The organism is Neobacillus dielmonensis (genome assembly GCF_000612665.1).
Lineage (GTDB): Bacteria > Bacillota > Bacilli > Bacillales > Cytobacillaceae > Neobacillus > Neobacillus dielmonensis.
Window position 1 is genome coordinate 51629 of sequence record NZ_HG942054.1, and the last position, 18106, is coordinate 69734.

Consider the following 18106-nt stretch of genomic DNA (forward strand, 5'->3'; position numbering starts at 1 on the left):
GATTCCTCCTAATTTTCGATATCCATTCTTAACTTTTCTTTATACTGCTCAACCTTTATTTTCAAATTTTCAAGTGTGACGCCTTTATTTAACAAGTAGGCATAAAGAATTGTAAAAGCTAAAATGGAAATTAACAATGCAGCAAGCATGGAAGGTGCAATGCCGCCTCCTGATTGGTCCGATCCTTCGCCAAATACGACCGGATGCAATTTGGTCTGCCACCAGCGAATGGCAAAGAAAACAATGGGAACATCTACAAAACCAATAATGCCAAATACAGAGGCCAGCCGGGCCTTTTTATCCCAGACCCCATCCATTTGCCTGATCATGATATAAGCAATGTAGAGGAAGAAGAGAATTAGTGTGGTAATCAACCGCGGCTCCCAGACCCACCATGTATTCCAAGCTGATTTCGCCCAAATAGGACCTGTTGTTAAAACAATAATGGTAAAAACTACACCAATTTCAGCGGACACATACGCGTATGTATCGTATATTCTTTGACGCTTAACCAGGAACAAAATACTAAATAAGCAAGTTATGAAAAAGGCAAAAAAGGCAACCCATGCGGAACTGACATGAAAATAAAAAATCTTTTGAGCAGCCCCCATTGTCTTTTCTTCCTCTGCATAAAGGAAAATAAAATAAATTGATGTCAACATCGTAATAATGGTACTGCCAAGTAATACCTTTGGCAGATAGGCGCTCTTTGATTTTGAGAGCGGAGAATCAGGAAGCAGTGGTTTCTCTTGTTCGAGATTCATACTCATTGCTTAAACCTCCAGTACATAATCAATTAAGAATAATGAAATTACAAAGAAAATAACATCATAGGATGTAACCATCTGGGTCCAAGCCAGTGCGCTCGATAATTTGCTCATATCCGATAAAACAATTCTCGTTGCCTGGGTAACCCCAATCAGGACAGGGCTTGCGATTGGAAACAGCAGTAACGGAAGCAACATTTCACTACTTTTTGAGTTTCCAGCCAATGCAGCTAAAAACGTCCCAATGGAAACAAATCCAAAACTACCAACAAAAATGATAAGAATGAAATAGGGTATACTTCCGGCCATATTGAAATCAAACAGCAAAAACAAAAATGGAATAGCAATGGTTTCGACAATCATGATCATGGTAAAGTTAGCAATGAACTTTCCTAAATAGATTCCTGCAGGCTCCATCGGTGCCACTAATAGAGCATACATTGTGTCATTTCGCTGTTCGGAGACAATCGATCTGTTTAAGCCTAATATTCCTGCGAACACGATAATAACCCAGATAATTCCCGGGATGACCGCCTTTGTCATATTATTGGACGGGTCAAAGGCAAAGCTGAATACCACAATCACCAAGCTGGCGAAGATAATTTGGGTAACAAGCACTTGTTTTGTTTTCCACTCAGAAAACAAGTCCTTTTTTGCTAGCAAAAGAGCGGATTTCACTAGGTTCATGACACTCCCTCCAGTTGCCTCGCATACTTTTCAGTTACCAATTCGATTGATTGATCTTTCACTTGAAAATCGTCCACTAGTTTCCCGTTTTTAATAATAATAATCCGGTCACAAATTTCTGCCGCCTGTTTAAAATCATGGGTAACCATTAATGTGGTTGTCCCTTTATTTTTCATAGTTAAGATGACATTATTAAGGATCGTCATCGCACCTTGATCCAACCCTGTATGCGGCTCATCTAAAAGGAGGATTTCCGGGTCGTGGATAATCGCTCTGGCGATGGCAATCCTCTGTACCATTCCACGGGAAAAGTTTTTAACGGGATCATGCAGAAAAAAGGATAACCCCACCTCTTTCACTAGTTGAACCGCCCTCTCTTCTACTTGTTCCACTCCATAAAGCTTCCCAAAAAAAACAAGATTTTCTAATGGTGAATAATGGTCATATAGTAAACTAGCATGAGGTAAATAACCGATACTTTTCTTTATTTCGAAGCCATCTTTTTTTATGTCCAAGCCTTTCATTTTAACTAACCCGGATGTTGGTTTAATCAAGCCTGCAATAATCTTTAACAATGTACTTTTTCCGGCACCATTTGGACCAAGTATAGCCACTGTTTCCCCTTTGCTTACCTTGATGTCAATACCACGCAGTATCAACTTATTATCTGCTTGCTTTGTCAGCTTGGTTATTTCTATCATTGGTTGTTCCTCCCTTACTAGCAAGCTACTCTATGAATTCACGTAAACTTAATTTCACCTGTACTAAATGCTGTTTATAGGCATTAAGCTTTGCTTGATATTCATTCTCGGTCAGCTTCCCGTCACCAAAGGTTTCTTCTAGCTCAATAATTTTATCCATAATGGCTTTTTGCTTAGACATTAACAGCTTAAAGGCCTTCTCTTCTTTATCTGCACCAAGCCGCTCCTGCTCAAATCTAGCTTTTCTTCTAAAGTAAATATAGTAGGAAACACCCGCAATGACGATGGCACCCATAATAATTAAAAACACATGCGGGTTAAATCTGTGCAAAGGTGATTGGGCCCACATTCTTAAATGGCCTGGGTTATGGAAGGCAGGTGCCGTTCGTGTAACAGAGCTAGTACTTTTATTGGTGCTATCTGTCTCTGCCAGCGCCGTATCACTTTTAGGCTGTATGTCTTTGTTGTAGAAAATAGTGAATGTTTGATTCGCTTTTATATTTTCAATACTGTATCCCCAATAGTTTTGATCATCAAATTTGAAAAGACCTTGACTGGTATAATCCGTTCCTTTAATTTCTATACTGCCCATCCCCTCTGGCACAAGTATTTGGAACAACTGGACCGAATAGTCTACAGTGAGGTTTATTTCTTTCCCTTTTTCGACCCGATAACTGTAGGGCAGTACCATGGTTTGATTTGCAGGTATTGGAGTTGTCGTAATAAAACCAGTTTCTGTCTGTTTAAAGGCAATTTTGCTATCCGAAAAATTTAAGTCCTTAATCCCTTTAGGAAGGGTAACCTTTAATACCGCCTCACCTTGTCCGTCCCCTTTATAATCCTGATCTGAGGGATTCGAATAATTCACCATGTTCATCATATTGGTAGATTCGTCTTCCCCGGGACTAACAACGAGATAATCCATATCAATTACAATGTTTGAGTCAGCAGCCGCTGCTTGCCCGAAATTTGGAAATAAAAACAGCCACCCAAGAAGGAATATGGTGATTTTCTTAATCACTTTACATCCCCCTTTTGCTTCTTATAGCTTTTCATTTGCAGTTCAATTTCTTTTTCCACTTCGGCCATCAGCTCTTCGTCAATATTGACTGTTTGCAATCGTTCCTCTTCCTGAAGAATATTCGCAATTTCCACCTCATATTGCTTCCGTAAATTTTTATAGTCGGCGTGCGATATTTTATCCATTTTGTACTCGAATTCCAATTCATTCAAAGTTGTTAACAGTGCTTCTTTTGAAATGGATAAATCCTGGCCGCCCGTCTTATGCTGAAAGTATGTATCCCACTTAAGTAACGGGGATAAGATTAAAAATAAACAAACCAATGTCAATGCTGCTGTAAATATTATGGAAATAAGGGAGATATCCGGCATAACGTTCACATCCTAAAGATACTTTTTACGTTCTTCATCAATTAAGGAAGATAGGATTTCCCCCTCAACTTCCTCTTCTATATCCTGTACCGTTTCATTCGTCTCGTCAGGAGCTTTTCTTTTTACCCATTTACGGATGACAAAGAACAATCCGGCTCCAGCAATGCCTATTGCTGCAAAAGGAAGAGTCCAGGCAGCTAAGCTAAAGCCGCTTTTTTCTGGGGCAGTGAGTATTTCTTCTCCATAAATGTTGACATAATAATCACGGATTTTATCTTTATCCCATCCTTTTTTCATCATATCAACTAAATCTTGCTTAAATTCTTTGGTCTCATTGCAGGTATTTGGATCACACTCAAAATGATCCTGCCCGCATCCGCAGGTACAGCGAAATTGGGAAGCCACCGCTTTGAATTCAGCAGATTTGTAATCAAATTCGGCTGCGTGTACCCGCAATAGCGGAGTTTGAAAAATGACGAACAGAATAAGGAAACCGAGATATACTTTATTCTTCATGTTTATGCCACCTCTTTGCACACCCCAGTGTACCTTGGAGTGACATTACCATATTTCCCATTCCAGATTGCAAAAAGTGCACCAATAACAATCATGAAAGAACCGACCCATAGCCAATTCATCATTGGGTTAATTTTTACCACAAAGGTTGCTTTGCCGTCATCTTCCCATGCACTTAAAACGACATACAGGTCTTCTCTCATAGAAGAGATAATTGAGACTTCAGAGGAAGGCTGATCCCAATTTCCGTAGAATACCTTTTCAGGTTGATAGGTTCCTAGTTTTTTACCGTTTTTAAATACCGTTATATCAGCATAAACGATATCATTGACACCTTCCTTTTTCTGATCAAGACGTTCGTAGTTGAGTCGGTAATCTTTTAATTCAATCGATCCTCCAAGCGGTACCGTTTTCATTGTCTCCAAATCATAGTTTTGTGATCCGATAATTCCCATCGCAATAAAAGCAATTCCTAAGTGAACCATATACCCGCCATACCTGCGACGATTACGGATCATTAACCGATATAGAGCTACAAGTGGTTTTTCTTTGGTCATTTTTCTCCGCGCCTTGACACCACGGTAAAACTCCAAGAAATGAGTAATAAGTAAGAGGGCAATTACCCCATAGCCAATAACGGCCCATGCTTTATGCATACCCAAGAAGATCATTAATCCCATTGCAGCTACAGCAATTATAGCCGGCACGAGAAAGTTCTTTCTTAAATTCTTAACCGTAGATTTTTGCCAGGCTAACAAAGGACAAACCGCCATGACGAACATCATAGATAATAAAATCGGAGCTTCTACTTTGTTAAAGAACGGCAGTCCGACTGTAACCTTGGTTCCTCTGACTGCTTCTGACACAAGTGGAAAAATGGTTCCCCAGAATGTTGCAAATGCAGCCCCAACAAGCAAAAGATTGTTGACTAAAAAGCTGCTTTCTTTTGAGATAAGGGATTGAAACTCTCCTGCACTGCGTTTTAATAAATTGTAGCGGCTCATCAGCACGTAGAGTGCTCCAATAACAGCAATTGCCATAAAGATTAAGAAGTAGAGACCCAAATTCGAGTTGGCGAATGCGTGTACACTTGTCAGTACACCACTTCGCACCAAGAATGTTCCAAAAAGGGTCAAAGCATATGATACAATTATTAGGCTAATATTCCACACCTTGAGCATATTTTTACGTTCTTGAATCATAACAGAATGCAAGAAAGCAGTAGCTGTTAGCCATGGCATAAATGAGGCATTTTCAACCGCATCCCAGGACCAGTAGCCGCCCCAGCCAAGTTCAACATACGCCCATTGGCCCCCGAAAATATTTCCAAGACTTAAGAATAGCCAAGCAATAATCGTCCATCGCCTAGTCATCTTTATCCAAAAATCGTCAACATTTTTCAATATTAACGCCGCCATTGCAAATGCGAACGGTATGGCAAGACCTACGTAACCAAGATAAAGCGTTACTGGGTGAATAATCATCCCTGGGTTTTGCAACATTGGATTCAAACCTTTACCTTCAATTGGAATTGCGTCTAGAATTGCAAATGGCTTAGAGACAAAGGCCAATATGAAGAAAAAGAATACCGCATTCGCCATTAGAATGGCAGAAATATAGGGAACCATTGGATTCCCTTTCATTTTTCTCGAGAAGGCAATCATTGCTGTGTAAAGGGTTAAGAAAAACGTCCACAATAACAGGGATCCGGAATTTCCTGCCCATAAGGCGGTAAGCTTGTAAATGATCGGCAGCTCGCTGCTTGTATAGTCTGATACATACACATATTGAAACTGCGATGTTCCCAAAAGATACAACAGTGATAGCATGGCTAAAGAAGAACATAAAAGCAGAGCAATAATTCCACCTTTTCCACTATTAACAAATTTTTGATTTTTCGTGCTGATTCCAAGAGTGATAATAAGAAGTGAGTATAACGAGATAGCTAATCCTAAATAGATTATTGCATTAGAGAATAAATACATTTGGTCACCTTCTCAAGTTTGCCTATTATTGTTCTTTCGCCGGCTGGTTTAGCTTGTCCTTATGTGTTTCAGGATCATAGTTTTTGATATTTTGACCTTCATATTTTGAAGGGCATCTTGTTTTCACTGTTTCTGCCACAAACGTATCTTTTTTAGTTGGAGCTCCCTCAAGGATGGTTATGACGCCTTCGACAAAGTTATCCGGTTTAGTGCCATGATGAATGACATGCATCAAATTGCCTTTGTTGTCCTTCACATCAAATTGCAATTCAATTTTGTCCGGATTCCATTTAATCGAGTCCTCAATGAGTAAACCTTCTACTGTAACATAATCGTCTTGATGCTGGTCCTGAGTGGCCAAAAGCTTGTCCAACGTTAACTCCACTCCACTTGACCCTGGCGTAGCAGCCATAAGGAGGAAAACAATGGCCCCTGCAATAATAAGCCCACCAATGACTACAAGCGTGTTTTTCTTCATCCTGCTCACCTCTCATTAAATTAACTTTTTCATCTCTTCTTCGTACGTGTCCTGGTCAATTTTTCCTGTTAGGAGTTTTTTCCGGAGCTCCTTTTTTTCTTCCGCCCGGTCTTGCCGGCTGTCCTTTTTTATTGCTGTCGGTTTCTTCTGAGTTGGCTTGTTTGATTTTTCAGGCTTTGCAGCACTTTTGAAACTTACTTTTAATCCCAAATACACAAATATCCCGGCAATAATAATGGCGATCCCAATTATTGATGCACCGCCAATTCCAATGAGCGATTTGTTGGAATTAGAACTTTTGCTGCCTTTTGTGACCTGATCGGTAGCTGTGCCGTTCACCCCTGCATGGTTCTCATCATCCGGAGGATTAAGTTTGCTTATCGCTTCCATTGATGATTCTGTCCCATCCTTTTTGTAGGAGAAGGTATATTTTAGCGGCTCACCCTTTTTCACATTGCTGTACTGATAAAAATAGAGATCTTCACCATAATCATCCTTGGAATTATCCTGTGCCTTTGGTTCCATTTGGATATCCTTGGAGTTCATAGGGGCATAATAGATAATGTCTAATTGCTCAATATCAGCATTATTATTCAGTTCATATGTAAAGTTCTTGCTGTCATTTACCTCGATTGTTTGGGTATAGTACTCAATGACGTACTCATATGTTTCATTATTCTTAATAGGGTTAGATGGTTTCCAGGAAATGTTCCCCTTTTCTTTGTCAACATCGTATGGACGCTGTTCTTCAGGCTTATCCTTTTCTGGAAAATCAGCTACTAAGATCGCCTCAAAACCTTTATCGTTAGCAGGGACCGGTATTTCAATTTTCTCATTAAAATCTTGTCCACTCTTGTTTGTAATCGTTCCATATTGGCTTACTAATAAGGATGGGATGTCCCGTGATGGCCAATCCTGAGGATAGTCAAACTCCGGCATGATTTGAACTTGCATGGATTTAAAGGGAAACTTTTCGGCCTGAAACTCAGTTTCGGCATACGCTTTTGGGGTTATAAAGCTGATTAGAAAAAAACCGATTAACAATACTGCAAGTATCTTACTTGTACGCATAAAGATCCTCCTTGATTTAAAAAAACGACCGCAAAATGTTAAAGCTTTCCACTATAGTCCTCTTTGAAATAAATATATTATTTATGGATGCTCTACGGCGGAATCACTATTGAACATTTTGTTAAGAGGGCAAAAACGTTACGTTTTCGTCATAAAAAAACCACAAAATGTTCAAAAGTCTAAATTATAATGAACAGCAAAAAACCCCTGTATGAACATTTCATTCAGAGGTTTTTGGTTCGCTATGTTGTTCTAAGGATCGAATATAGGTTACAATATCGGAGATTTCTTGTTTATTAAGTTGGCGGACTCCTTCTTGTCCCTTTAGGGATGGACCCATCCTAGTTTCTTCACGGCCATATGCTGTATCGCTCCATATTTGGGTATCAGTTGTATATTTTAAATATTGAGGATTGGATAAGGCTGGTCCCATTTTTAGAATGCCGGCTCCTGCCTCTCCATGGCAGGAAAGGCAGTATAAGTTGTATAACTTCTCACCATCTTCCGAGCTTCCGGTTATGGTTTTAGGAATATCAAAGTTAATGTCCTCTGTCTGCCAATTTCTAATAAATACTGTAAGACTGTTTATCTCATTATCAGATAGCCTTGGGCCATATGCAGGCATAGCAGTGCTTTCCCGACCATGTTTAATATAGTTAAACAAGTCTTGGTCAGAAACATTGTTTAAAAAATGCTGGTTATTTAGAGCCGTTCCGGCATTTTTTCCTTCGCCTTTTCCCGTTTCACCATGGCAGATTAAGCAGTTTTTGTTGTATACCTTTTCTCCAGCTGCCACTGCCTTAGAATTTTGATTATCAAAGATTCTGCTATTTCCTATTGCAAATACAATGCCGATCATAATCAAAATGTAGATTCCGAGTAAAATTTTCTTCATGGGTTACTCCTTATTTTGGCTCTGGAGTTGGAGTGGGTTCCCCAAAATCTTCATATTTTTTTGTTATTAAATCATAAATTTTCGCAGGGCTTTTACCACTAAGATTCATGTCAATCGCCTCCCGGGCGATATCTACACAAACGTCTCAGGATATGCCCATAGGGTCCCATTCACTAACGGCATTGTCACCACCAAAATGGCCGATGAAGCAGTCTAAATTGCTTTTATGACCATCCGAAACACCACATCCGCAATAGCAGGGAACTTGAGCAACAACTTCCGGATAATTAGATACCATCTTATATGTCTCTTGAACTTTTTCAGGCGCATTTAAGACATAATCCGGTAGTGGTGCATGTTTTTTATCAAGTGTGACATTGGCCTTATTAGAGCTGCAGGCAGCCGCAATGAGTACAATAGCAAAACATAGTACCAATAGAGAAGAAAGTTTTTTCATCAGTTAGTCACCCCTTTGCTCTAATTTTGTTTGATTACGACTTCATTTTAGCAAATCAACTTTCCACAGGAAGTTAATAAATCTTACTATTTAGTGAAGTTTTATAAAATAATAAAAGTTAATACCATCCATTTGCAGATAAAAAAATGCCAGAGATAAAAACATTCTATCCCCAGCATACAATCATCTACATATTCATCGGATTGTGCCCGGCATTGCTGCTTGACCCTAATGCTGGATCAACCATACCAAAGATCATGGCAATATGGGAAATAATTAAAAACATCCCTACAAAAATCGCATGAATTTTCAATTTTTTCAAAGCCGATTTCTTTTTAAAGATGATTCCTAAATCTAGCAAAGCCATTCCTAGCAGGGGAACGATCCCTACAAATAAAAGGTTACAGCGACTACATCAATCCATCCCTTCCAGTCACCATTAACACTTAAAGGAATATAGGCTGTTTTCAACAAATAGAAGAAAATCCCCGTGAAATAAATACCTCCAAAAATGGAGACGGCTTTATTTACTTTTTTTAATGTGCTATCAAGTTTGCGGGTAAAAAGTATGGCAAGTTCTGAAACAGCGATTGTTTCTGCACAGATAACCGGAATGGCCATAAAAATAATTAAGTTCCAAGGCTGGTTATCTGCCAACAGCCCCATATAATGTGTCATGTTCATTTGGTTTGCTCCCTTACAATTGGTGGTTACTCCCCTAATGTAAGGACAAAATATGCAGAAACTATGCAGAAACTTTGGATAAATTGTTAACGCTGTTTTTTAAATTAAAGGCTCTGTTAAATTTGGCTGTTGATTGAAGCGAAAGAAGCTCAGCGAACCCGCAGGAGTCGAGCGCATTCCGCTTCAATCAACAGAGTTAAAAAAATCAACATTATCATTTAATAGAGCAAAAATAAAAGAAAAACAGGAGGCTTGGTTAGCCTCCTGTAAAGAAAATTATGCGCGTGATACATAAGTTCCGTCTGTAGTATTAATAATTAAACGGTCTCCTTGGTTAACAAAGAATGGAACCTGAACAACGTGTCCAGTTTCTAAGGTAGCAGGTTTTGTACCTCCAGAAGCCGTATCACCTTTAATACCTGGTTCTGTGTCAGTTACTTCCAACTCCACTGTATTTGGCAATTCTACACCTAGTGTCTCACCTTGGAACATCATGATATGAACTTCCATGTTTTCCTTTAAGAATTTCAATTCATATTCAATGCTTGCAGCTGGCAGTTCCACCTGCTCGTAAGATTCCATATCCATAAATACGTGTTGGTCACCGCTAGCATATAAATACTGCATTTTACGGTTATCAATTTGTGCCTTTTCTACTTTTTCACCCGCACGGAATGTTTTTTCTTGAATGGCACCAGTCCGAAGATTACGAAGTTTGGAACGGACGAAAGCAGCTCCCTTTCCTGGTTTTACGTGTTGGAAATCAATGACGCGCCAAATGCCGCCATCCACTTCAATGGTTAATCCAGTGCGGAAATCGTTAACTGAAATCATGTGTATGAATCCTCCTAAATAAATTACAAGATGATTAGTTCTTTTGCAGAATGTGTAAGCGGTTCGTTGTGTTCATTTGTGATAATCAAATCATCTTCAATTCGAACACCGCCAAGACCTGGAATATAAATACCAGGTTCACAAGTTACCACCATTCCGGGCACTAAAACGGTATCTGACCGCATCGATAAACCAGGACCTTCATGAACTTCAAGTCCGATGCCATGGCCGGTAGAATGTCCAAAATACTCACCATAGCCTTTTTCGGAGATATAATCTCTGGTTAAGGCATCTGCCTGCTTCCCTGTCAAACCTGGTTTAATGCCTTCCATCCCGCGCAGTTGAGCTTCTAGAACAATTTGATAAATCTTCTTAAGTTCTGCTGCTGGTTCCCCTACTGCAATGGTTCTGGTAATGTCAGATACATACCCTTTATAATAGGCACCGTAATCCATGGTAACCATATCGCCTTTTTCAATGACCTTTTCACTGGCCACACCATGTGGAAGTGCAGATCTAATTCCCGATGCAACAATCGTATCGAAGGAAGAAGATGTCGCCCCAGCTTTCCTCATGAAAAATTCTAACTCATTTGATACTTCCAGTTCAGTGACACCCGGGCGAATAAAGTCTAAAACATGTTTAAATGCAGCATCTGCAATGTCTGCTGCGTCCTTTAATATCTTAATCTCTGCGTCACTCTTAATCAAGCGCAATTTTTCAACAATACCTGAAATGGGGACAAGTTCAGCTTCTACTTCATTTTCATATACTTTATAAGAAGAGTAAGTTAAAAAATCCTCTTCCACCCCAAGCTTATGAATTCCTAATTTTTTTGACTGTTCCGCCACTTCCTTTGGTATTGATTCAGAATACTTAACAATTTCAAATCCTTCACATTGTTTAGACGCTTGTTCAATGTAACGGAAATCCGTGATAAACTGGGCCTTCTCCTCACTGATTAACACGACTCCAGAAGTCCCGGTAAAATTTGATATGTAACGTCGGTTATAAGGGCTGGTAATCAAGATGCCATCGATTCCAAATTCGGCGAACTGTTCCCTCAGGTTTTCTAACTTTGCCATGGTTTCCACTCTCCTTTTGATCCACACGGATAGAAATATTTTATCACAACAAAAGCAATCATACTAATTAATTTCTGAGCCCAACTCTTCTTTAACAAGGAGTTTTTTGTTTTCGTATTCATAATGGATTGAGTAACCGATAAAGAGTCCATATAGGACGAACAAACAAATTGATGTCATCAAGGTATTTCGGCTTAGGTCAACTATTGGCTTTATGCCAGGGAACAAGGGATTTAACACAAAAAATACGATAAAAAACAAAACGAGACCATAAGCCATTCCCACCCATTTTCCATTAAACTTTTTTAACAATCCATAGTAGATAAACGAAACACCGGCTGAGAGGATTCCTAGTAACAAAATAGAAAGCAGAGACCCGCCCCAGCCGTATCTCCAATCACCCGAAAACCAAGTTTCTAGAATGATATGAGGTCGTACCTCTGTTAAATGAAAGAAATAACATAGGTACCCGATAGTACTCCAAAACACCCCACCAAACAAACCTGTCCAAAACACCATAGCTGAAAATGTCATAGGTTTCTTATAAGAATGTGATTTACTCAAATCTGTCATTTGAAAGACCTCCAATTATGCACAATTTGAATTGGATAATAACCATGGATGAAAAATTGAGTTTCCTTGAAAAAATGCTTAATAGGAATAATATACCCCTTGGAGTTCGCTGTTTTGCATAAAAAAATTTTTTTCGTTTTAAATGGAAATATTGTGTCAACTTATAGAGGTTTTTTGTTTTTTCAAGTAGAATACATTTAAGTACAGAGAGTTTCAATCTCTATTGAAATGGCTCTAATACGTTTAGCATTCACTAAATTTAAGTCCCTTATTTGATGATGCACATAGACAGGGAAAAACGAAATAAATTGTCTAAATTTTTCCTCTAAAGTGTTTAAAAGGATAAAAAAATGCTTAAGATGCTCTTAGGGAGGTGGCTTTACTTGAAGAATCGGACATCTGCTATGGTTATTGGAGGACTGATTATTCTTGCATTAATTGGACTTTTTGGGTCTTTTACAGCAAATCCAGCTGGTTTTATTCAAAAAATTGCTATCTTTGCATTAATTGGTTTACTGGTTTACTTCCTTGTTCGTCGGTTTTCCATTTCGAGCCCTCAAAAAAAAGAGCAGCGGGCATTTCTAAAAGCAGCCAAAAAGTCTAAAAAACGACTTCAGCAAAAGGGCAGTGAGGCAGCCTCAAAAGGCTCTTCACTCGGAACGTTGACCACATTAAAGAAAAGTAAATCCAGAAAGAACCCCCCTGCTCATCTTACGGTTATTGAAGGAAAAAAAAGCAAAAAGAAAAATCGAGCGTCATTCTAGACGTTCGATTTTTTTTGCCTCTAAATAAATGATTAATAACTCCACCGGCCTAAGAACAGTTTTGCTTGATTTCTCCCCAATTCAAACAGCTGTTGCTTTTTTTCCTCAGTTAAATGGAATTCCATTGATAAAATTTCTTTAGCAGGAATAAAAATAATGTTTTGGGCATGTTTTCTGGAAATATATCTTGCATCATGAGCATCCTTCATGGTTTCAAATAAAGCTCCAAACATTTCAATTCCGTTATTAATTTTATGCTTTTCGTGTTCATACACGCTCGAACTTAATTTAATTCCAAGAACAGGTCTTACTTTTTTGATATTTTCTTTATCAAATAGCCACATTGGAAAATTGCTCAATACACCGCCGTCCACTAATATATTCATCCCATCATGAGAGCGCATTTTAACTGGTTCAAAAAAATAGGGAACACTACAGCTCATTCTAATCGCTTTTGCTATCGAAAATGTCCCAGGAGAAATTCCGTACCTTTCTAAATCGTCCGGTAATACCACCATTTGCCCATTTGAAAGGTCAGAAACCACCACCCTTAGTGTTTGGGGAGGCAAATCAGAAAATGTCCTAAGTCCTTTTTTCTCTAGCTTATCCTTCAACCATTTTTCCAACTCGTTTCCTTTATAAAGGCCCAGCTTCCAATAAAGCAACAGCCACTTTGCTATTTTGGATGGGATGAGGGTCTTCCGGGCATCGAGCATTTGACTTAGATCCATTTCATCAACTAATTGGTACATCTCTTTACTTGTATATCCTGCCGCTATTAATGCCGCTATAATTGAACCGGCACTTGTCCCAGCCAGCCTTACAAACTTCAAACCTTTGCTTTCAATTTCTTCATATGCTCCAATCAAAGCAAAGCCTTTTATACCCCCTCCAGAAAAAACCCCGTCTATATTCATGGCAGCCACTCCTAAAGATGGATTTCCTTTTACATCTTTAAGCAGCATACCTACAAATTAGTACAGAGGACATGATAAAAATTTTTGCCTATCATTATTTATTAATATTTTGTCTACAAAATCTTCACTAGTCCCCTCATTTTCTTCATATGATCAACATATTCCATTCATACAATTACCTTAGCCATCATATAGCGAATGAGAAAAGGCAGGGGGTTTCTATGGGTTTGAAAAAAGAAAGAATTAAAGTTTTTGATATGACTTGTACATCATGTGAAAGGCGCATTGAAAAAGCAGTCAAAAATTTGGATGGGGTTACCCATATAAAGGCTGATTTTACCGGTCAATTTGCGGATATTGAATACAATGATGAAATATGTGACCTAGACCAAATTAAATCAGCCATTCGTCACGTTGGCTACAGCACAGAAAATAAAAAAGGATTCCAACTGATTGGAATATTAATAGTAGTAGCCGCAATTATTTTGCTGGGGCTCAATACAGGCAGCTTTAATATGGATGACAAATTACATAATGCTTCCTATGCGGTTTTATTTGTAGTCGGGGTCATTTCATCCCTGCACTGTGTTGGAATGTGCGGCGGCATCATGCTATCCCAAACGATTGGAAAGGACAGCACCACAAAGTTCCAAGCAATGAGACCGGCCTTACTTTACAATCTTGGACGAGTAGTTTCCTATACCATCATCGGTAGTGTCATTGGTGCAATAGGATCGGTGTTTGCTCTTTCCTTAACAGCAAAAGCAGCACTACAAATCTTCGCCGGGGCTTTCATGATCATGATGGGCTTCAACATGACAGGGATGAAAGCCTTTAGAAGGTTTCAATTAAAAATTCCTACATCCGTATTGAAATTACTAAGTAAACCCAAGCCAAAGACACCATTTTTTGTAGGAGTTATTAATGGCTTTATGCCATGCGGTCCACTGCAAACCATGCAGTTGTATGCATTGGGAACGGGCAGTGCACTAAGCGGTGGTCTTTCAATGTTTATGTTTGCAATTGGAACCGTACCATTAATGTTGACATTTGGAGCTCTCTCAAGCCTTTTAAGCAAAGGGTACACGAAGAATGTTCTAAAATTCAGCGGCATCTTAATTGTGGTCTTAGGAATTATGATGAGCAATCGGGGGTTAGCGCTGGCCGGGATGAATATCAGCCCAAATTCCATGATGGCAAATCTGAACGGATCTGGTGGCAATTCATCTAATGCAGTTAAAGCGGTATTAAAAGACGGAGTTCAAGTTTTGAGTATGAAGGCAGATGTATACGGGTATACCCCGCAAACTTTTTATGTAAAAAAGAACACCCCTGTCAAATGGGTTGTCAATGCCAAGCAATTGACGGGATGCAACAATACCATTGTCGTTCCAGATATGAATGTTCAGCAGAAACTTCAGGAAGGGCAAAATATTATTGAATTTACACCTGGTGAAGAGGATATTGCTTTTAGCTGCTGGATGGGCATGAAGCGTGGTGTCATTAAAGTGGTGGATAATCTTGATAAAGTATCAGCCAAAAGCAGTACCGCCAAAGGAGTAGATGCTGCAACTAAGTCAACAGCATCCGCATCCTCGCAAACAGCAGATAGTATTTATGGCAATGATATCAGTAAAGTAGCTACCGACCGTTTGATAAAAAAAGCGGTGAACGCAGACAATGAACAGACCATTTTCGTAAAAGAAATGGGCTATGAGTTAGAACCGCTTGTCATGGTGACCGCTCCAAATATGAAAACCAAATTGTCCATGGACTTATCTTCATATAACAACCCCGAGCAAGACTTTTTAATTATGAATAACAATACCAAACAAATTATTGCTGATTTCACCGGAATAAAGGGTGTCATAGACATTGAATTCATTATTGAAAAAACGGGTTCCTACGGAATTTATGTAAATGAAGAGGATGTAATTGGGATTATTGAAGTAGTAAATGATGTAAACGCAGCGGACTTAGAGCAAATTAGAAGCAAATATCTGGAATAAAGAAACGGGCTTTGGATTTCTTTTCGCCAAAGCCCTATCTATTTGTTTACTGATGAACCTCTTTTAAAGAAAACTACCCGATTGGCTAACCCGTAAAGGCGTAGAAGAGAGGCGGAGCCGCACTTATGCCTGATTGGATCGTTTATACTTTCCTATCGGCTGAAAAATAAAGGGTGAATTTAGCACCCTTTCCCTCTTTACTTACCACATCAATCGAAGCGTTATGTAGTTGCAGGATATTCTTAACAATAGTAAGACCAATTCCATTTCCTTCAATAAGATGTCTGCTTTTGTCACCTCGATATAACCGTTCAAAGATATATGGCATATCCTCCTGGTTAATACCAATTCCATCATCACACACTTCCACCACGATATTTTCGTGGTTTTCAAAGAGGTTAATGGAAACGTGCCCACTTGTCGGGGTAAATTTAAGACTGTTGGAAATTAGGTTAATAAATACTTGCTTTAATTGGTCTTTATCACCCATGAAGCGATACTTATTATTTGGCTGGATTGTAACATTTAATTTTATATTCTTTTTTTCTGCGGCCAGATAAAAATCTTCACAAAGGTCGGTGATGAAGTCATCTAAAAAGATAATTTCAAAATTCAACTTGGTTCCTTCTGATTCAAACTCTTTTAAAATATTTAAGTTATTAATCAATTTTCCAAACCGAATGACCTCCTCATTTAATGATTGTAGCTTTTCGCTTGTAACCGGAAAGATCCCATCAACCATGGCTTCAATATTGTTCTGAAGAACATTTAGCGGTGTTCTTATTTCATGGGATATATCGGAAACAAGTTTTTTTCGCAGCATATCCTGATACTTCAATTTACTGGCCAAAGCGTTCACACTTTTTCTAAGCTCCTCTAATTCCTTCATTTGGCTTTTCTTTGAAGAATTTATATTAAAGTCTCCTTTTGATAGGCTGACAGACATTTTCACTGCTTCCCTTATAGGGATGGAAAATTGCCTTGAGATATAGAGGCTTAATAAACTGACAATCATTAAAGTAATGACTCCGCTGACCATAATACTTTTGTTGATGGAGGATTTGAATTCAACATCCTCTTCTGTCATCAATACGGAGGAATATTGCCCAATATTGGCATAACCAACAACCTTTCCATCTACTATTATTCTAAACAGTTTAGTCGTGTAGACTCCGCTATCCTTCATCGGCATGGAATTGTTGTTTAACTGCTTTTTAATCTCATTTGGGTCCATCCCCCAAACCGGTTGCTTATTTTTATCCAGAACCGTGATGCAATAATTGCCCATATAGGCATCGTGCATAAGCTCTGTCCCGGTATTTTCTTTCCAATTGCCCTCGCTTTCATAAGACTCTTCAAGATAAGATATGATTTTTGTATATCGTTTATTTTGGATATCAATCATATATTGGTTAAACTTGTTTGTTACCGTCACATTGACAAATAATGTTACTAAAAGGATCGCGGCAATGCTACAAATAATAAATAAGATACTTAATCTTCTATTAATAGAATGCATTTACCAGTCACCGCCAAATTTGTAGCCCGCCTTTGTGACAGTGAGAACATACTTCGGATTCTTTGTATCCTCTTCAATCTTCTTGCGGATATTTTTAATATGGACATCGATGGTCCGATCAAAGCCGTTATAATCTTCACCAAAAATTTTTTCAATTAACTGTTCTCTCGATAAGATGTTTCCTTTGTTTATGATGAGAGCGGTTAATATGTCATATTCATTTGGAGTAAAGGAAATGGTGTTTCCGCGGACTTTTATAGCTCTTTTTTCACCATCTATAATGAGATTTCCATCATTAAACAATATTCCTGCTGAATGGAACCGGCCATTAAGCCTCCGGAACAAAGCATTTACCCTAGCAGTCAGTTCTCTTGGACTAAGCGGCTTAATTAAGTATTCATCAGCACCTACTGTCAGCCCTTCAATCCGGTCAGTTAACGAACCTTTGGCAGTCAGCATGAATATATGTACATCAGAGGTTTGACGAATGATCTTGCAAATTTCTTCACCGCTGGTATCAGGCAGCATTAAATCCAGTATGACCAAATCTATTTGGCTGGTTTTAAAAATGTCCAATCCTTTTAACCCGGAATAAGCACAGTAAACCTGATACCCTTCTTTTATTAGGTAAGCTTTAATTACCTCTGCTACACTTTGTTCATCCTCAATTAACAAAATAGAATTCATTTCTATCACCCAATTTTTATCAGCATTATCTAGTTTCAGTATACTAGTTACAGATAGTGTAAAAATGAATAAAGGCTGACAATTA

The 18106-nt window shown here is 38.7% G+C and carries 19 protein-coding genes and 1 pseudogene; 2 read left to right on the plus strand and 18 right to left on the minus strand.

The genetic code is table 11. The features are described from left to right. Positions 1-8 precede the first annotated feature (8 nt). The 15 genes and pseudogenes from BN2425_RS09605 to BN2425_RS09680 form a co-directional block, all read right to left on the minus strand. Positions 9-770: a cytochrome c biogenesis protein gene (locus tag BN2425_RS09605; protein ID WP_074433037.1), complete on the minus strand. Its 762-nt coding sequence runs from the start codon at positions 768-770 to the stop codon at positions 9-11. 3 nt (positions 771-773) lie between these two features. After that, entirely contained in the window at positions 774-1454 is a 681-nt protein-coding gene (locus tag BN2425_RS09610; RefSeq protein WP_042458268.1) for a heme exporter protein CcmB, read from the minus strand. Further along, positions 1451-2155: a heme ABC exporter ATP-binding protein CcmA gene (ccmA, locus tag BN2425_RS09615; RefSeq protein ID WP_042458272.1), complete on the minus strand. Its 705-nt coding sequence runs from the start codon at positions 2153-2155 to the stop codon at positions 1451-1453. The genes BN2425_RS09610 and ccmA overlap by 4 nt, the downstream gene beginning before the upstream one ends. 25 nt (positions 2156-2180) lie before the next feature. Beyond that, positions 2181-3176, minus strand: coding sequence for a hypothetical protein (locus tag BN2425_RS09620; RefSeq protein ID WP_042458275.1), 996 nt, complete (start codon positions 3174-3176; stop codon positions 2181-2183). Further along, positions 3173-3547 (minus strand): hypothetical protein, encoded by a 375-nt coding sequence (locus BN2425_RS09625; protein ID WP_042458278.1) that lies wholly within the window; start codon positions 3545-3547, stop codon positions 3173-3175. The genes BN2425_RS09620 and BN2425_RS09625 overlap by 4 nt, the downstream gene beginning before the upstream one ends. A 12-nt stretch (positions 3548-3559) precedes the next feature. Then, positions 3560-4063 carry a cytochrome c-type biogenesis protein gene (locus tag BN2425_RS09630; protein ID WP_042458281.1) on the minus strand — a complete coding sequence of 168 codons (504 nt, stop codon included), beginning with the start codon at positions 4061-4063 and terminating at the stop codon, positions 3560-3562. 2 nt (positions 4064-4065) lie between these two features. After that, positions 4066-6048 (minus strand): heme lyase CcmF/NrfE family subunit, encoded by a 1983-nt coding sequence (locus BN2425_RS09635; RefSeq protein WP_042458284.1) that lies wholly within the window; start codon positions 6046-6048, stop codon positions 4066-4068. 25 nt (positions 6049-6073) lie between these two features. Next, complete coding sequence (locus BN2425_RS09640; protein WP_042458286.1) at positions 6074-6526, minus strand: cytochrome c maturation protein CcmE; 453 nt, start codon at positions 6524-6526, stop codon at positions 6074-6076. A 15-nt stretch (positions 6527-6541) separates the two neighbouring features. Continuing rightward, positions 6542-7597 carry a hypothetical protein gene (locus BN2425_RS09645; RefSeq protein ID WP_042458289.1) on the minus strand — a complete coding sequence of 352 codons (1056 nt, stop codon included), beginning with the start codon at positions 7595-7597 and terminating at the stop codon, positions 6542-6544. A gap of 220 nt (positions 7598-7817) precedes the next feature. Further along, positions 7818-8492 carry a c-type cytochrome gene (locus tag BN2425_RS09650; RefSeq protein WP_042458292.1) on the minus strand — a complete coding sequence of 225 codons (675 nt, stop codon included), beginning with the start codon at positions 8490-8492 and terminating at the stop codon, positions 7818-7820. Positions 8493-8502: 10 nt separating this feature from the next. Beyond that, complete coding sequence (locus BN2425_RS23425) at positions 8503-8949, minus strand: PCYCGC motif-containing (lipo)protein (protein ID WP_319922071.1); 447 nt, start codon at positions 8947-8949, stop codon at positions 8503-8505. A gap of 187 nt (positions 8950-9136) precedes the next feature. Next, positions 9137-9633 (minus strand): annotated as a pseudogene (locus BN2425_RS23515) (DUF6803 family protein). Positions 9634-9909: 276 nt separating this feature from the next. Further along, on the minus strand, positions 9910-10467 hold the full coding sequence (efp, locus tag BN2425_RS09670) for an elongation factor P (RefSeq protein WP_042458297.1): 558 nt from the start codon (positions 10465-10467) through the stop codon (positions 9910-9912). Positions 10468-10490: 23 nt separating this feature from the next. Next, positions 10491-11552: a M24 family metallopeptidase gene (locus tag BN2425_RS09675; protein ID WP_042458299.1), complete on the minus strand. Its 1062-nt coding sequence runs from the start codon at positions 11550-11552 to the stop codon at positions 10491-10493. A 63-nt stretch (positions 11553-11615) separates the two neighbouring features. Then, entirely contained in the window at positions 11616-12125 is a 510-nt protein-coding gene (locus tag BN2425_RS09680; protein ID WP_042458302.1) for a YqhR family membrane protein, read from the minus strand. A 383-nt stretch (positions 12126-12508) separates the two neighbouring features. On the opposite strand from BN2425_RS09680, the gene BN2425_RS09685 reads away from it, so the two are divergent. Continuing rightward, a complete protein-coding gene (locus BN2425_RS09685; RefSeq protein WP_052352815.1) occupies positions 12509-12889 on the plus strand; it encodes an SA1362 family protein in 381 nt (126 codons plus the stop codon). A gap of 32 nt (positions 12890-12921) precedes the next feature. On the opposite strand, the gene BN2425_RS09690 is transcribed toward BN2425_RS09685, so the two are convergent. Next, positions 12922-13806 (minus strand): patatin-like phospholipase family protein, encoded by an 885-nt coding sequence (locus BN2425_RS09690; RefSeq protein ID WP_042458304.1) that lies wholly within the window; start codon positions 13804-13806, stop codon positions 12922-12924. Positions 13807-14027: 221 nt separating this feature from the next. Between BN2425_RS09690 and BN2425_RS09695 the strand changes: the two genes are divergently transcribed. Next, complete coding sequence (locus BN2425_RS09695; RefSeq protein WP_042458307.1) at positions 14028-15815, plus strand: urease accessory protein UreH domain-containing protein; 1788 nt, start codon at positions 14028-14030, stop codon at positions 15813-15815. Between the two features lie 142 nt (positions 15816-15957). Here BN2425_RS09695 and BN2425_RS09700 read toward each other — a convergent pair whose 3' ends face one another. Both BN2425_RS09700 and BN2425_RS09705 read right to left on the minus strand, forming a co-directional pair. After that, positions 15958-17334, minus strand: a complete 1377-nt coding sequence (locus BN2425_RS09700; RefSeq protein ID WP_042458309.1) for a sensor histidine kinase — start codon at positions 17332-17334, stop codon at positions 15958-15960. After that, positions 17335-18021, minus strand: a complete 687-nt coding sequence (locus BN2425_RS09705; RefSeq protein ID WP_042458312.1) for a response regulator transcription factor — start codon at positions 18019-18021, stop codon at positions 17335-17337. Positions 18022-18106 lie beyond the last annotated feature (85 nt).

What these genes read in the sequence shown, in the direction of transcription:
- BN2425_RS09675 (WP_042458299.1), bottom strand. Translation starts at nt 11,552, where the DNA reads ATGGCAAAGTTAGAAAACCTGAGGGAACAGTTCGCCGAATTTGGAATC.
- BN2425_RS09700 (WP_042458309.1), bottom strand. Translation starts at nt 17,334, where the DNA reads ATGCATTCTATTAATAGAAGATTAAGTATCTTATTTATTATTTGTAGC.
- BN2425_RS09690 (WP_042458304.1), bottom strand. Translation starts at nt 13,806, where the DNA reads ATGAATATAGACGGGGTTTTTTCTGGAGGGGGTATAAAAGGCTTTGCT.
- ccmA (WP_042458272.1), bottom strand. Translation starts at nt 2,155, where the DNA reads ATGATAGAAATAACCAAGCTGACAAAGCAAGCAGATAATAAGTTGATA.
- BN2425_RS09605 (WP_074433037.1), bottom strand. Translation starts at nt 770, where the DNA reads ATGAGTATGAATCTCGAACAAGAGAAACCACTGCTTCCTGATTCTCCG.
- BN2425_RS09630 (WP_042458281.1), bottom strand. Translation starts at nt 4,063, where the DNA reads ATGAAGAATAAAGTATATCTCGGTTTCCTTATTCTGTTCGTCATTTTT.
- BN2425_RS09635 (WP_042458284.1), bottom strand. Translation starts at nt 6,048, where the DNA reads ATGTATTTATTCTCTAATGCAATAATCTATTTAGGATTAGCTATCTCG.
- BN2425_RS09645 (WP_042458289.1), bottom strand. Translation starts at nt 7,597, where the DNA reads ATGCGTACAAGTAAGATACTTGCAGTATTGTTAATCGGTTTTTTTCTA.
- efp (WP_042458297.1), bottom strand. Translation starts at nt 10,467, where the DNA reads ATGATTTCAGTTAACGATTTCCGCACTGGATTAACCATTGAAGTGGAT.
- BN2425_RS09650 (WP_042458292.1), bottom strand. Translation starts at nt 8,492, where the DNA reads ATGAAGAAAATTTTACTCGGAATCTACATTTTGATTATGATCGGCATT.
- BN2425_RS09680 (WP_042458302.1), bottom strand. Translation starts at nt 12,125, where the DNA reads ATGACAGATTTGAGTAAATCACATTCTTATAAGAAACCTATGACATTT.
- BN2425_RS09695 (WP_042458307.1), top strand. Translation starts at nt 14,028, where the DNA reads ATGGGTTTGAAAAAAGAAAGAATTAAAGTTTTTGATATGACTTGTACA.
- BN2425_RS09705 (WP_042458312.1), bottom strand. Translation starts at nt 18,021, where the DNA reads ATGAATTCTATTTTGTTAATTGAGGATGAACAAAGTGTAGCAGAGGTA.
- BN2425_RS09625 (WP_042458278.1), bottom strand. Translation starts at nt 3,547, where the DNA reads ATGCCGGATATCTCCCTTATTTCCATAATATTTACAGCAGCATTGACA.
- BN2425_RS09640 (WP_042458286.1), bottom strand. Translation starts at nt 6,526, where the DNA reads ATGAAGAAAAACACGCTTGTAGTCATTGGTGGGCTTATTATTGCAGGG.
- BN2425_RS09610 (WP_042458268.1), bottom strand. Translation starts at nt 1,454, where the DNA reads ATGAACCTAGTGAAATCCGCTCTTTTGCTAGCAAAAAAGGACTTGTTT.